Genomic DNA, 14,808 nt, shown 5'->3' on the forward strand with positions numbered 1-14,808 from the left:
ACTTTAAAGCAGATTAAACCAAAGGGTATTCAGAGGGGTATGAATTGAAAGGTTATTTAATGTGTGTTTAAAATTTCTGTTTTTATATCCCGAAGGGATTACATACCATAGCGAAGGGTGAAACCCCTCGAAATCTCCCTCCCCTAAAACCTATAACCCTGAAAGGGTGCAACTCTTTATTTGTATAGAAATTTATATTACGCCCTTTCAGGGCTCAGTATTTTGTCGGTTATTATCCCGGGGTTTCACCCCGGGCTATGATATATCATCCCTTCGGGATTTTCATTTCATTATTCAAAGAATTGCTCAAATTAATACCTACCTTCAAGCAATATGCCCTTAACTTAATGACATTGCGGATGCACCCAATGTCATTAAGTTAAGCGCATTATCCTGTAGAGACGTTATTTTTAACGTCTAATTCAATGGTGATTTTATAGGTTTCCTCTTAGATTTATTCAAATTGTTACGTGAGTCGTTAAGAATAACGCCTCTACGAGCATTTCAAATTTAGACCTGTGTCCCTCAAAATCCTTAACTTAATGACATTGCGGATGCACCTATGTGTGTATCCAAACCCTACAAAAATTATGGTGAATCGGGCTGACAAATAGGTCAGCTCATATAGTGACCAAATAAAATTTCGTGATATAAAATCAGATTATGGTTGTGCAACAGCCCCAAAAAGAAAAAGGGTAGTCAAAGTTTTGCCCACTGTTGGAGGTCAGCCTTCGAATACCCATTTTTTTAAACCATTCTTCTGAATGTTCAACTGAACACGTCAGTTTACAATATTTTGAGGTTCACCCTTCGCATAAGCCTTGATGTTTGCCTCCAGAATATCCATCAGACGCAGGCGAGATTCTACCGATGCCCAGGCCATATGCGGGCTGATCAGGCATTGTTCAATCTTGTAAAGGGGGTGGTCCAGCTGTGGAGGTTCCTGGCACATTACATCGAGACCAGCACCTGCAATTTCACCTCTGTTCAGCGCCTTGGCCAGTGCCATTTCGTCGATCAGTGGCCCTCGGGCGGTGTTAATCAGCAAGGCGGATTTTTTCATTTTGCTGAAACTTTCCGTACCGAAAAGATCTTTATTTTCGGCAGTCAGTGGAGCGTGGAGGCTGAGGATATCTGATGCAGCCAAAAGCTCGTCAAGGCTGACCAAACGGACTCCCTCAATGGTTTTGTCAGATCGACGATGTGCAATGACTTCCATACCGAAGGCCAGGGCAATTTTGGCGACCTCCTGAGCAATGGTCCCAAAACCATAAAGTCCAAGTGTTTTTCCCTTGAGGTCATAAACGGGCTGGTGCCAAAAGGCGAAATCCTCGTGCTTTGCCCAATCATTGGAGCGAACAAATTCACTGTGATGATGCAGGTGGTTGGTCAGGCCAAGGATCAGGGCGAAAGTCTGCTGTGCCACGGCGTCTGTGCTGTATGCTGGGATATTGGACACCGTGATGCCCTTGGATTTGGCATATGCGCCATCAATAATATTGAAGCCCGTCGCCATCACGGCAATGTGCTTCAGTGTAGGGCATTGGCTGAGGATCGCCTCATCGAGCACCACCTTGTTGGTCAGGACCACTTCAGCCTGCTGTATCCGCTCCACGACCTGATCAGCCGAAGTGCGTGGGTAAATCGTAACTTCCCCAAGTGCCTGAATGCGCTCCCAGGAAATACCACCGTCTTTGTCCAGTGGTGAAGCATCTAAAATGACAATCTTCATCATGTATTTATAATTAAGTTTTTCAACGATTTCTCTTGAATAATTTTAAGTTTCATACACGCTACAAGGCTTAAATAGAGGAGGCTAATGGCTTGTTTAGTGATTGATGACGTGGAATAGTACAACTGATTGCCGTTGGTTTATCTATCGCTTGGTCGGCCTCGATGCTGATAAAATCTTTCAAGAATCCTCGAATTTAAGATGAAAAATGATCAAAAGTTATCCCAGGGCTGTTTTTTGTGTCGTGGATTTGGCAGGACATGACCACGGGCGAAAATTTTTGACTAAAAAGTTAATCATTGACCTTTCGAGATTTGTTAGCTGTACAATACAGATACTGAAATAAACCTTATTGCCATGAAAAATATTTATAAAGGAATTTTATTGCTGATCGTTTTTCTTTCGGCAAGTATGGCTGCCAAAGCGCAGGATGCTGAAGACCGAAAACTTATTGCTGGAAATTCTGTCGCCTACATCATCCCTTCAGGGTCGATGGCCGATACCTATACGCATGGGTTCGGGGTGTTCGCACATTTTGATTATCCCATTGGAAAGTATTTTGCCTGGCGCCTTGATGTGGGCTGGAATGATATTGCCGGAGATGAAAACCAATATGTGGATGTTAACGGGCAGGTACTGACCAACCACCCTGAGCGAACCATCTGGGAGTTTTCCACTGGGCTGCAAGCCAAATATTCGGTGGTGTATGTGGAGGCGCGAGTAGGTTACCTGTCGAGTATTAACAGTGTGGGTATTATACCTGCGGTAGGCTTGCGACTTGGGCGGGTCGATTTACAGGGCAGTTACACGATGGCAGGAGGAGAGGAATATGCCTCGATCCGGCTGGGGTATTACTGGTCGAAATAAAAAAAGGTCGCAATGTATTTGCGACCTTTCTGTTATCTATTTTTTTATCCAAAGGATGATTACGGCAACCATTTAATCCCTTTGAAGTTGGGTTTACGCTTTTCAAGAAAGGCGTTGCGGCCTTCTTTTGCCTCTTCGGTCATGTAGGCAAGGCGGGTAGTTTCGCCAGCAAATACCTGCTGCCCTACCATACCATCATCAGTGAGGTTCATGGCAAATTTCAACATCTTGATAGAGGTTGGTGATTTCCCTAAAATTTCCTGTGCCCACTCATAGGCGGTGTCTTCGAGCTCGTCATGAGGAATCACGGCATTCACCATTCCCATTTCGTAAGCATCTTGGGCGCTGTAATTCCTGCCCAAGAAAAAGATCTCACGGGCTTTTTTCTGTCCCACCATTTTGGCCAGGTACGCAGAACCATAACCTGCATCGAAGCTGGTAACGTCGGCATCTGTTTGTTTGAAAATGGCATGTTCCTTACTGGCGAGGGTCAGGTCGCAAACGACATGCAAAGAGTGTCCGCCACCTACGGCCCAACCAGGGACAACGGCAATGACTACCTTCGGCATAAAACGGATCAATCGCTGTACATCCAAAATATTCAGGCGATGCATACCATCCTGTCCAACATACCCTTGATGCCCACGGGCACGCTGGTCGCCACCGCTACAGAAAGAGTAAACGCCATCTTTAGGAGAGGGACCTTCTGCGGAAAGCAAAACGACACCGATAGAGGTATCCTCTTGCGCATCGTGAAATGCATCCAAAAGCTCGCTTGTTGTGTTGGGTCTGAAGGCGTTTCTTACTTCTGGCCGATTAAAGGCAATACGGGCAACGCCATTGGCTTTTTTGTAGGTAATGTCTTCGTATTCCTTGACCACCTTCCAGTTTACTTTTTCCATGTTGCTGGTTTTCTGTTGTTTGAATAATATGATTATACCGCTTTCGCATGAGTTATGGCTAACTGTACGGAAACACCTGCAATTTAAAGGAAAATAGGTGTGGAGAAAATATTTATTTCCACAATACTTTATCCAAAGTGGGCGGAAAGACAGTGTTTAGCATGATTTACAAATTTTTTGGGCAGTAATTTTCATTTAAAAATCTTGATTTAATTACATCCTTCCAGATGAGTATCTGATATTATTCTAAATAAAATTTTTGTCTATTTTGAAGACATCTACTATTTTAAATCTCTATAAGGAGGGGGATCGGTGAAGATTTTCTTCCACTTGTTTGGTTTGGCGAAACCTTAATGCCTCTACCGATAGCTATTGGTGGTGTAAATTAGGAAGCCCTCAACGGATCAGGCATAGGCAGTAAAATAATGCATGATTTATTGCTGATATGAGTTGAATGCTGATTGAGGTTATTTCAGTAAATCAAATTTAAATTTTTTTATACTTTCTTTTTTAGATCTATTTATTCAGTAAGATGCATAATTTAGATAAATTAAATTTATATGCTTTAGCAGATTTAAATGCGGTAACTTTCAATGAATTAGAGGCGATGATCATCAATTTGCTGGCAATTCAGGTGGAGGAAAACACAAAGTGTACGCGGTACACCATTACAAAAAATAGCCTTGCCTATCTTACATGCCGACGCCTTACGGTTCATAGTCTGAGCGAAGCTTTTCTTCGGCTTGGTCAAAGTTTATATATCTATGAGAAGCGGGACTCGCGGACGGTCAAGCACCCTATTATTTTGAGGTATAAACTTTTTCCTTTGTATATCGAGGTAGAGATTAACCATAAACTTCTGCCCTTCTTTTACAATACAAAAAAATACCTGAGGGGGATTAAGGTATTTCACCTCAGTCTGAAAAAGTCCCAGATGTTCGAATGTAAATCTAAATAAAATACCCTGCGACCTTTCAGCGCAGGGTAAATGATATGGTCAGTCAAATTGTGTTTTTTCAAAGGCCGTTTCGCAATCCTTATTTTCAGGAATTCACCTAAGGCTCCGTCGAGCAACCATCAGGACCACACTGCCCTTCGGCATCGGTGGAAAGCCCTTCAATCTGGCTGAAAGCATTTTGCCAGACGTCGGCAGGTTGTGCCCCCTGAATCATGTATTGGTCATTGACAATAAAGGTGGGAACGGCAGAAATACCTGCCTGCCGATATTGTGTTTCTTCTTTCTTAACCTCTTCGATCAGCGATTCATCATTCTGAAAAGCCGTTATCGCCGCATCGCTCAAGCCTGCCGCTTTGCCATAATCCACAAGCGTTGCCTGATTTTCCACATCTTTACCTTCCTCAAAGTAGGCCTTGAAAAGTATGATCGAGAGGGTGTCGTCTTTACCTTCTTTTCTGGCCAGGTGCATCAGTCGATGTGCTTGCAGGGTATTGGGCACATTTTTTATGTTTGAAAACTGCATTTTTACACCTTCCTGAAAAGCCACATTCTCCATTTGGTCGATCATCGGCTGTGGATCCCGATTGTACTTATTGCCCAAAAATTCAAGATAGTTCTCTTGATTTCCCTCGGGAATTTCAGGGTGTAATTGAAAAGGCGCCCAGGAGATTTCTGCCTGCACCTCGGGATTTTCTTGCAAGGCTTTTTCCAGTCGGCTTTTGCCAATGTAACACCATGGGCAAACGACATCAGAAACGATCTGTATTTTCAGTTTTTTCATGCTTGTTTGATTTGTTGCTACAAGATACTCAATCTCAGGGAAGGCGGTTTATCTATCGGGCTGAATTGAGGTCAAAGGTCTGCTGAATGACGCCAAGCGGTGGTAGGGGCGGCAATATCCGATATGGGATCCCAATCGGTGGGCGTCTATGTCCTTTAGCGGGCTTTGAAAGAAAGTATGCGCTGATGTTTAGGCTGGTTGAGGTTCGGTCATTGCGCCTTTCGACAACAAGACTCGAAGGGTGATCGGTAACTAAAATAAAAGTGTGGAAGTAAAAAAAGGATTCAGCACCATACTGAATCCTTTTTTTATCTTTTAATTCTTCGGCGGATAAGTCGTTTCGAGTTCAATTTTACTGACCGCTACTTCGCCATAGCTGTCATTGGGTTCGTCGCGGAATCCCTTTTTGTATTGGCTCAAATATTTGTTGGCTTGGGTGTAACAGCCGACTTTAAAGTAGCCCGTGCTGTCTTCCGATCGCCAGGTTTTGCTGTATGTTTTGTCTTGATCGGTATTGGTGATGGTGCAGGTGATTTTTCCTTTGTTCACTTTTACATCGATGATCAGGTGTTCGCCCAACTGGTAAGGAACGGGGTGGGCAAGGTCCTTATGGGACTCGTTCCATTCAATAACTACGCCTTTATATTTGGGGCTGTAGCTGACTTTCAGCGGTTCGTTCACTGGTCCGTGGATTTGCGAGATAACTACCTTTTGTTTGTAAGTCGGCAGGTGGGTTACCCTGAGGTGAACGGTCATTCGTTGTGGGTCTTGCACAGACCAGTAATTATTTCCACCACCGACAAGCTGTCGTAATTCGCTTCGTGGATTTTTGGAGTTTTTAGTCGTTACGCCGGCGGCATGTGCACGGAAATATACTTCTGCGTTTTGGGCATAAAAGTACGGCTTGTATTGGTAGTCGATCAAATCTCTGCCAATAATCTCCATTGGTTTTCGGAGACGGTCTTCGAGTTTTTTAATATGGCTGTTGTCTTTTCCGTTGGCATCAACGGGCAGGGTCAACTTCCAGCTTGTTAAAGCAGGCAGAACATCGGAGGGGTATTGCTGAGCGGTAGCCGTAAAATACATCCCAATCAGGAACAGGATACTGATAATAAGTTTATACATCATTAAAAAAGTAGGGTGTCATAAAAAAACCTGCCCTCGACAAGGACAGGTTTTCAAAACAATTCATTTATGCTTTAGTGATTTCTGATTACGATCTGTAGCCTGGGTTTTGAACCAGGATACCATTGGTGGTGTTGATCTCACGCTGTGGGATTGGCAACAAATCAGAACCTTCCGGCAAGTCTGCTTTTGGCTGTGCAGGGGTCATTAAACTGCCTTGGAATTTCTCCATTACCTCGGTCCATTTTCCGAAACGTTGCAAATCGAATAGGCGCTGGTCTTCCATTGCGAATTCGTGGCGACGTTCGTTCAGCAAAGACGCTTGCGTAATTTCAGTGGCAGCAGGCAAACCGGCACGGTCGCGTACTTCATTGAAATATTTCAGGGCTTCACCGTCAGTAGTTGCACTACCCGCAGCCTGCGCTTCGGCATACATTAGTAATACATCCGCATAGCGCATCTCGATCCAGTCGTTACCCGAGGTTTTAACATCATTGGATGTAGGATCAATGTTCAAATATTTCCCTGGCTGGTAACAAGGCGACTGATCGTTCTCCACGTTTTTCGGGTCTTCTACCTGCGTTACGTCTTTACGTTTGTCGTTGACTTCCCAGCTTGCCTGTAAATCTTTGGTGGCGTAGTTCAAACCACCCGCACCGTTGGCATAGTGGAAATAGTCCGAAAATTGCTGACTTTCCGCTTTATTTCCTTCGATATACTGAATGGCAAACATGACTTCGTCATTGCCTTCATTGTAGAAAATATCGTGGAAGTCTGACTGCAATTTGTATTCACCAGAGTCGATAACCGATTTCAGCAATGGCAATGCTTTGGTGTATTCTTTTTGTGTCAAGTAAACTTTGGCCAACAAAGCCTGAGCAGCGCCTTTAGTCGCGCGACCGTACTGCGTTGCGGACTGTACAGGAAGATCTTCAACCGCTTTTTCCAAGTCAGAGATGATCATCGCATATACATCCTGAGGATTTACCTGCTTGAATTTTTCTGTCTGGCCTGCGGTAGCGACATCGCTTGACATCGGAACCTGGCCGAACAAGCGAACCAGTTTAAAGTGCATCAACGCACGTACAAACAAGGCTTCGCCTTCGTACTGAGCTCCTGTGCCATTGTATTTGCCATTTTCCAGCTGGTAGGCATTGCCCAAATTCGCCAAAACGGTATTGGCTCTGAAGATCGCGGCATAGGAATTTTTCCAGTATTGCGCAACGATGTTGTTATTTGGGTTAATGATCAGGCGCTGGAATTCCGCCCAGCTACCTTCACCATTTCTTGCTTTTGAGTTGTCGGTACGCATCTCGGTGATGGCAAACTCAGTTTGTACTTGAGCTTGCAATGCGTCGTAGATGGCGTTTGTTGCCAACTGAATCTCTTTTGGAGATTGGTAGAATGCTGCCGCACTGATTTGATCGTGTGGCTGTTCATTCAAAAAATCACTGCAGGAAGTCAATGGCATTGCCAAGCCTGCAATCAGCATATATTTAATTAAAGACTTATTCATTGTTGTGCAGCTTAAAATTCGATGTTAAATCCGACAGTGTAAGAGCGAGGAAGTGGTGCTCCACCTTTTTGGTAACCGTAAGTCAGTGGGTTGTTGGTGTTGTAAACCCCCTCTGGGTTCCAAGAAGAATAACCGTTTGCCATGAAGTACAATAGGTTTGTACCTGCTGCGTAGATTCGACAAGAAGTCAATCCGATTTTCTTAACGAACGTTTTTGGCAATTTGTAACCGATGTTCACGTTACGCAAAGCGATGTATGAAGCATCCTGAATGATGTCATCCGTGTAGATGCGCTCCTGCACCCAGTTTCTGCCTTCGTTTTGAGCAAGGTTAGGGTTTTTGGTGTGATCCGTGAATGCATTCTTGTTGTAGTCCATTCCGCTTGCGAAGTGGTTACCGAAGTAAACAGGATCAATGTTTCTTACTTTCGCTCCTGCGTTTCCTTGCCACATGATCGACAAATCCCAGTTTTTGTATTTGAAGCTGTTGCTTACACTCCAAACGAAAGTAGGGAAGTCGTTACCTAAGATGGTACGGTCAGCAGTGGTGATTTTACCGTCACCGTTCAAGTCTTGTACATAAACATCCTGCGACTGTCCGCCGATACGGCTGAATGGGTCGTGAAGGTATTCAGTAGGAATAGTGCGTGAGTGATCCACTTTGTATCCGTAGTAAGAAGCGATTGGCTGACCTACTACTGCGATCCATTCTGCCGGACGCTTAGGATCGTAAACAGAGATCAGGGAATCCACGCCACCGAAGCCAGTCAATTCATTTTTGTTGAATGACATGTTGGTGGTTACGGTCCATTCGAAGTCTTTTGTTACCACAGGGCGAGCAGTCAATTCGAATTCAACCCCTTGGTTTTTCACAGAACCCAAGTTGACGATTGTTTTGTCGAAACCTGTTTGTGAAGGAATCTCACGTGGCAACAACAAGTCTTGCGATAGACGTTGGTACCAGTCCAATGAACCATACACGCGGTTGCCGAAGAAACCGAAGTCGATACCTGGGTTAAGCTCCAGTTGTTTTTCCCAACGCAAGTCTGGCGAGGCAATATTCATTGGTGCGAAACCAGCAGAAATATTGTTGCCAAATACAGCACTTGACTGCCCGAGCATGGCTAAGTGTTCGTATTCAGAGATTCCTGAATTGTTACCTGTTACACCGTAAGAGATACGTGCTTTCAGGTTGTTGACCCAAGGCAAGGCTTTCATGAAGTTCTCTTCAGACAATCTCCAACCGAATGAACCCGCAGGGAAGATACCATATTGGTAATTTTCACCGAATTTCGAGCTTCCGTCAGTTCTCAAAGAGAAAGAGAACAAATATTTGTCATTGTAAGCGTAGTTTACACGGCCGAAGAATGATTGCAATGATTCTTCCACTTTTGAAGAGGTCGCATCAGAGATGATCGATCCACCTTCACCCGTTTTGATGTAGTCATTTTCATAACCTTTCATGCGTGCTTCCACAAACTCGTCAGAGATATGCTCGAATGAAGTACCCAAAACAGCACTCAAGTCGTGCTTGCCTTTGGTCAGGTTATAAGAGAAATAGGAATCAGACGCCCATTTCAAATAATTGTAAGCACGGTATTGATCTTCTGCTTTCGCTGCACCGTCACGGTGGTATTTGGTACCTGCCCAGTAATCACGTACACGTCCACGGTAAGTGCTCGAAAGTGTTGTTTTGAAGTTCAGCCCTTTGAGTAATTTATACTGAAGGTAAGTGTTCGCAAAAATCTTGTTGGTGTAAGTCTTTTTGTCGCGTTCCAAAACCGCCGCTAAAGCAGAAGGATTTGAAGTTGTGGAGATGTTCTGGTATTTGTTACCATCTGCATCAGTGTAGTTGTCGAAAGGCTTTTCGAAAGCGTAATCACCGATTGCTGCATTAGGGTATTTTTTGTGATCGATGAACTGGAAGGTGTGCTCGTCGAAATACTGAGGCAACCATGGCGCAGAGCGCATCGCATCATACATATATGCAGGGAATGCACGGGAAATCTCACGGGATGGGTTAATGTTCATGCCCATTTCCAACTTGTCGGTCAACTTGGTTTTCAAGTTCAGGCGCAAGTTCATTTTCTTGTAAGAGTCGGTTAGCAATACCCCGTCATCCGACATATAACCACCAGAGATGCGGTATTTGGTGTGTTCAGTACCACCACTCGCACTCAAGTTATAAGACTGGATGTTACCACCATCGAAGAATACATCTTGCCAGTCGTGCTCCGTACCCAAAAGATCCATGTGATCATAGCGACCATATTCACCAGCAGCTTTTTTCGCTGCGCTAAGTGCCGATTTCAATACGTCAGCATATCCTGAAGGATCCGCCAAGCCCAAGTTGTCCACATTCGCCAATTTGTTTTCTGCATCAGCGATGAAGTTGTTGGCACGAGTGCGCTCCTGAGCGATCGATGGATAGATATTGCGTTTCTTAACGAATTTGTGTCCGAAATAAGCATTGAAAGCAAATTTGGCTTTGCCTTCCTGTCCGCCTTTAGTAGTAATCATGATTACCCCGTTACCACCACGGGAACCGTAGATTGCTGCTGAAGAAGCATCTTTCAGTACAGAGATAGATTCCACATCGTTCATGTCCAATGAGGCCATATAATCTGAATCGACAACCATACCATCCACTACTACCAATGGAGAAGCATCTGCGGCAATAGAACCTACACCACGCACTTGCACCTTAGGAGCTGCACCTGCTTGAGGGTCCGACATCTGGATGTTTACCCCAGAGATTTGACCTTGAAGGGCTTCTTCTACACGAGGAGTTGGAATTTGATCGAGCTTATCGTTGTTTACTTTAGAAACAGAACCTGTCAGGCTTGATTTTTTTACCGTACCGTAACCCACAACAACCACTTCGTTAAGCTGAGCGACATCTTCGTCAAGCGAAACATTAATGCTGGTTTGTTGTCCGACAAGTACATCTTTGGTTTTGTAACCGATGAAACTAAAACTGAGGGTAGCCGTGGAAGCGGCTTTAATATTAAACTCCCCGTTCATATCCGTAATGGCTCCGTTAGTCGAACCCTTAACCAATACGGTAACGCCTGGGAGAGCGGAGCCGTCAGCTGATGCGGAAACTACTCCATGAATTGTTACTCTGTCCTGTGCATACACGGCGGTACTGAGCAGAATAACAAGTAAAGAAGCCATCAAAATCGAGGTGATTTTGAATACTCCCATTCTCATTCTGTAAATGGTGTTCATAATCAAAAAGTCATAAAAATGTTACTGAAAATAGCGTACAAAAATGAATTTGTACTCCCTTGTTACAAATGTAGATCAGATCTTTTGATTAAGGTCATACTAAATTATATGGATAGTTTCATTTTTTATAGTCATCGATTTTTTGTGCATCGAAAAAGATGATTAAAATTTACAATAAGCGAACACCTTTGAAATTTTGATAAATTTACCGATGGATTTAGGTGGTTAAATGAAGAAAATGCAACGCATTGGTTGATCATCTGAAAATCCATTATTTTACTAAAAATATATCACTTCAGTATAACGTTTGATGATGTGTTTTTGCCAGGGAGATTGGCGCGTTGTGAAATGATAAAATAAGTTGGATATGCAACAAAGGTAATTTTAAAGTACAGTGACTGAATTCTGACTGATTTTCAAGCTCAGGGTAGGTGGCCTCCCCGAAAATAAGGCCGTCAAGTAAGAATCGTGGCAATTTAGTCTTGCAGTGGGATTAATTTTCGACCAGACCGTTCTATTGGGCAATTATAAGCATTAACAGCCCTATATGAAGGTTTTTAGCTTTGGTAATAAGTGAATTGGGGGCATAGCAGGATGGTGTAGATAAGTATTGGTGCGTTAAGGGGCGTGTGGAGGTGTTTTTGTGTGGTGTGATGATTATAAATATCATTTAGAATACTATCCCGTATTTGGCCTGCGATCTCAAAAGTTGCTTTGATTTCTAAAAATAGACCAAAAATAGCAGGTCTTTTGCGATGATTTTAAAAATAGAACACTTTACTGCTTCTATTTGTGATAAGTTGGTCGACCAATGTAGGGCGGTAGGGCGTTTTTCAGGCTGTTTTATGTCTAAATTGAAGTTAATTCGATAGAAAATCATCGCTTTTGAAATTTATCTGCAAAAAATACTTTGATCTTCGTAAACTTTTCGGATATTTGGTAAACCAATAACCAACTAACGCAATTTTTCGTGTTATTCGGCTTTGGAATAAGCTACCATGCAGGGTGAATGATTGAAGTTGAACAATCTTTATCCGTGTTTAAAATATGTATATCGATGAAATATTTTTTACTGATTTTTTGCTTTTGGATCTCATTTTTATCGCCATCAAGCTCGACTGCTAAAGGGCATGAGCATCCGTCTTTGATTTTGACTAAAGCTTCAGTTAAAGAAATAAGAGATAATATTAATAAATACCCGATACTTGAACGTACAGTATTGGAAATGAAAAAAAGATTAGACGCTACGATCGCTGAAGGCATTGAAGTGCCTATTCCAAAAGATCCAGCGGGTGGTTATACCCACGAACAGCATAAAGAGAACTATAGAAGAATGTATGAGGCGGGCATACTTTACCAGGTGTTGCAAGACCCCAAATATGCCCAGTTTGTAGACGATATGCTGATGAAATATGCGGAAATGTTCCCCACATTACCGCTCCATCCTGTGAAAAAATCCTACGCGCCAGGGAAGTTGTTTTGGCAATGCCTTAATGATGATAACTGGGTTGTGTACACCGCACAGGCTTACGATTGCGTTTACGATGCGATCAGCCCAAAACACCGAAAAATTATTGAAAAGGACCTGTTGCGTCCGTATGCTGAATTTTTGTCGAAAGAGAATCTGAAGGTGTTCAACCGAATTCATAATCATGGTGTTTGGGATGTGGCTGCGGTAGGAATGCTGGGTTATGTGCTCGGAGATCAGCAACTTGTAGAGCAAAGCCTTCATGGTTATTTCAAAAAACCGCTTAAAGGGGATGAGGCTTTTCGTCAGGCGAATGCCCGCGCAGGCTTTTACGCTCACCTGAATCAGCTGTTTGGCCCTGAGGGTTACTATACTGAAGGGCCATATTATCACCGTTATGCATTAACGCCTTTTATTTTATTTGCGGAGGCAATCTCGAACAATGAGCCTGAGCGAGATATTTTCCATTATCGAAACAGCGTTTTGTTGAAAACCGTCGATTGCCTGCTTCAGCTGACCAACGAGAAAGGGGAGTTTTTACCTTTCAATGATGCGATTCCAGAAATGAGCATCAATGCGCCATCGGTGATTGAAGGCGTGGATATTGCCTATAAACACGAGCAGAACCCTGATTTTGTGGCGGTGGCCGCTTTGCAAAATAAAGTAACCATCAGTGAGGGTGGTTTGATGATTGCCAAGGCACTTGCTTCGGGAGATGTACCCCGCATTCGTCGTCATTCACACATTATTAAAGATGGGCAGCACGGCGATCAGGGCGGTATAGGATTTCTTTACAGCAAAAACAGAGCAGAGCAGTTTGCGCTTACCCTTAAATATTCTACCCACGGCCTGAGCCATGGGCATTACGATAAACTTGGACTGACCCTTTATAAAAAAGGCAAGCCTGTTTTGCAGGATTACGGTGCCGTTCGGTATGTGAATGTCGAGCAAAAAGAGGGTGGCCGTTATCTGCCAGAAACGGCGAAGTTTGCCCGCCAGAGTGGTAGCCACAATGTGATGACCTGCGATGGAAAGTCGCACTTTGACGGTAACATCAAGGAGTCCTCGAAACACTGGGGTACACTGATGGCCTTTGATGTCGATCATAAGGATTATCAGGCGATCAGGGCACGACAAAATCATGTGTATGAAGGCGTAGATATGCAGCGTACCATTGTTCAGATTCAGGATACTTCCCTACGGGACCCCATTTACCTGGATGTGATGGAAGGCTTCAGTAAGGAAACCCATCAGTACGATTTATCTTATCAGTATTTAGGACAAATCATGGATATGAAGTTTGATCAGTACACATCACATCAAACGCTTTCTCCAATCGGCACACAGGCAGGATTTGAGTATATCTGGAAAGTGGCCGAGGCGGAAACAACAACACAGAATGCGCAGTTTTCCTGGCTAAATCATGAGGTTTTTTATACCATCACGACCCTGAACAATGCGCCTACAAAGCAAACTTTAGGAGAATACGGGGCAAATGATCCCAATTTTAACCTTCGCCGTGAGCCCATGTACATGATGTCGAGAAGGGCAGACGATGTGCGGTTTGTCAATTTAATTGAACCTCATGGCAAGATCAACCCTGCCACCAACGAGCTGGTCAGGGATACCCACTCGCAGATCTCTGATTTGAAAGAAACTAATTTAGCCGAAGGCCTAAACGTTGTTCAGTTCCAACATAGCAATGGACACACGTATCAGGTCTTTTTAGCGGCCAATAGTGATAAAGCGGCAAAGCATACCGCTACATTAAATAACGAAACTGTGCGTTGGCAAGGACCAATATCAGTGGTTGTTAAATAATAATTTTTAAAGATACATAGGAATGAAAAAGGTACAGAGCGAAGCATTCTTCTTGGATGCGGAAAACGAATGGGAAGTATTGGGAGGTGGAATTTCACGCAAAATCATGGGATACGATGAGTCGATCATGATGGTGAAAGTCAACTTTGAAAAAGGAAGCATTGGCACCCCTCATCAGCACATTCATTCACAAACGACTTATGTAGTCAGTGGATCATTTGAAATGGACGTTGACGGTAAAAAGCAAGTCTTGAATGGCGGCGATTCTTTTTATATCGCACCAGACTTGATGCACTCAGCGGTTTGTCTTGAGGCAGGCATGTTGATTGACGTGTTCAGTCCTGTAAGAGAGGACTTCCTTGATGGAACAAAGCCTGCTTACTTAGGCGGCGGAAAATAATAAAACCA

At 43.6% G+C, this 14,808-nt stretch carries 10 protein-coding genes; 4 read left to right on the plus strand and 6 right to left on the minus strand.

Going from position 1 to position 14,808, the window contains the following annotated elements; translation table 11 throughout:
- Window positions 1-781: 781 nt before the first annotated feature.
- Window positions 782-1,735 (minus strand): D-2-hydroxyacid dehydrogenase, encoded by a 954-nt coding sequence (locus AABK40_RS16245; RefSeq protein ID WP_332921558.1) that lies wholly within the window; start codon window positions 1,733-1,735, stop codon window positions 782-784.
- A gap of 354 nt (window positions 1,736-2,089) precedes the next feature.
- Between AABK40_RS16245 and AABK40_RS16250 the strand changes: the two genes are divergently transcribed.
- Window positions 2,090-2,599, plus strand: coding sequence for a hypothetical protein (locus AABK40_RS16250; protein WP_332921557.1), 510 nt, complete (start codon window positions 2,090-2,092; stop codon window positions 2,597-2,599).
- A 59-nt stretch (window positions 2,600-2,658) separates the two neighbouring features.
- Here AABK40_RS16250 and AABK40_RS16255 read toward each other — a convergent pair whose 3' ends face one another.
- Complete coding sequence (locus tag AABK40_RS16255) at window positions 2,659-3,501, minus strand: 1,4-dihydroxy-2-naphthoyl-CoA synthase (RefSeq protein WP_338398158.1); 843 nt, start codon at window positions 3,499-3,501, stop codon at window positions 2,659-2,661.
- 532 nt (window positions 3,502-4,033) lie between these two features.
- Between AABK40_RS16255 and AABK40_RS16260 the strand changes: the two genes are divergently transcribed.
- Window positions 4,034-4,459, plus strand: coding sequence for a hypothetical protein (locus AABK40_RS16260; protein ID WP_338398159.1), 426 nt, complete (start codon window positions 4,034-4,036; stop codon window positions 4,457-4,459).
- Between the two features lie 97 nt (window positions 4,460-4,556).
- Here the strand turns inward: AABK40_RS16260 and AABK40_RS16265 are convergent, their stop codons facing one another.
- From AABK40_RS16265 to AABK40_RS16280, 4 genes are all read right to left on the minus strand, one after another.
- Window positions 4,557-5,240, minus strand: a complete 684-nt coding sequence (locus AABK40_RS16265) for a DsbA family oxidoreductase (RefSeq protein ID WP_338398160.1) — start codon at window positions 5,238-5,240, stop codon at window positions 4,557-4,559.
- A 315-nt stretch (window positions 5,241-5,555) separates the two neighbouring features.
- On the minus strand, window positions 5,556-6,368 hold the full coding sequence (locus AABK40_RS16270) for a polysaccharide lyase family 7 protein (protein ID WP_338398161.1): 813 nt from the start codon (window positions 6,366-6,368) through the stop codon (window positions 5,556-5,558).
- Window positions 6,369-6,453: 85 nt separating this feature from the next.
- Complete coding sequence (locus tag AABK40_RS16275; RefSeq protein ID WP_338398162.1) at window positions 6,454-7,881, minus strand: RagB/SusD family nutrient uptake outer membrane protein; 1,428 nt, start codon at window positions 7,879-7,881, stop codon at window positions 6,454-6,456.
- Window positions 7,882-7,892: 11 nt separating this feature from the next.
- Complete coding sequence (locus AABK40_RS16280; protein WP_338398163.1) at window positions 7,893-11,111, minus strand: SusC/RagA family TonB-linked outer membrane protein; 3,219 nt, start codon at window positions 11,109-11,111, stop codon at window positions 7,893-7,895.
- A 1,225-nt stretch (window positions 11,112-12,336) separates the two neighbouring features.
- Here AABK40_RS16280 and AABK40_RS16285 point away from each other — a divergent pair.
- Both AABK40_RS16285 and AABK40_RS16290 read left to right on the plus strand, forming a co-directional pair.
- On the plus strand, window positions 12,337-14,400 hold the full coding sequence (locus AABK40_RS16285; RefSeq protein ID WP_338398164.1) for an alginate lyase family protein: 2,064 nt from the start codon (window positions 12,337-12,339) through the stop codon (window positions 14,398-14,400).
- 22 nt (window positions 14,401-14,422) lie between these two features.
- Window positions 14,423-14,800, plus strand: a complete 378-nt coding sequence (locus AABK40_RS16290) for a cupin domain-containing protein (RefSeq protein ID WP_332921547.1) — start codon at window positions 14,423-14,425, stop codon at window positions 14,798-14,800.
- Window positions 14,801-14,808 lie beyond the last annotated feature (8 nt).

This window comes from Persicobacter psychrovividus (assembly GCF_036492425.1).
Classification (GTDB): Bacteria; Bacteroidota; Bacteroidia; order Cytophagales; family Cyclobacteriaceae; genus Persicobacter; species Persicobacter psychrovividus.

Coding starts and splice junctions, on each gene's coding strand:
- AABK40_RS16245 (WP_332921558.1), bottom strand. CDS start 1,735: ATGATGAAGATTGTCATTTTAGATGCTTCACCACTGGACAAAGACGGT.
- AABK40_RS16250 (WP_332921557.1), top strand. CDS start 2,090: ATGAAAAATATTTATAAAGGAATTTTATTGCTGATCGTTTTTCTTTCG.
- AABK40_RS16255 (WP_338398158.1), bottom strand. CDS start 3,501: ATGGAAAAAGTAAACTGGAAGGTGGTCAAGGAATACGAAGACATTACC.
- AABK40_RS16260 (WP_338398159.1), top strand. CDS start 4,034: ATGCATAATTTAGATAAATTAAATTTATATGCTTTAGCAGATTTAAAT.
- AABK40_RS16265 (WP_338398160.1), bottom strand. CDS start 5,240: ATGAAAAAACTGAAAATACAGATCGTTTCTGATGTCGTTTGCCCATGG.
- AABK40_RS16270 (WP_338398161.1), bottom strand. CDS start 6,368: ATGATGTATAAACTTATTATCAGTATCCTGTTCCTGATTGGGATGTAT.
- AABK40_RS16275 (WP_338398162.1), bottom strand. CDS start 7,881: ATGAATAAGTCTTTAATTAAATATATGCTGATTGCAGGCTTGGCAATG.
- AABK40_RS16280 (WP_338398163.1), bottom strand. CDS start 11,111: ATGAACACCATTTACAGAATGAGAATGGGAGTATTCAAAATCACCTCG.
- AABK40_RS16285 (WP_338398164.1), top strand. CDS start 12,337: ATGAAAAAAAGATTAGACGCTACGATCGCTGAAGGCATTGAAGTGCCT.
- AABK40_RS16290 (WP_332921547.1), top strand. CDS start 14,423: ATGAAAAAGGTACAGAGCGAAGCATTCTTCTTGGATGCGGAAAACGAA.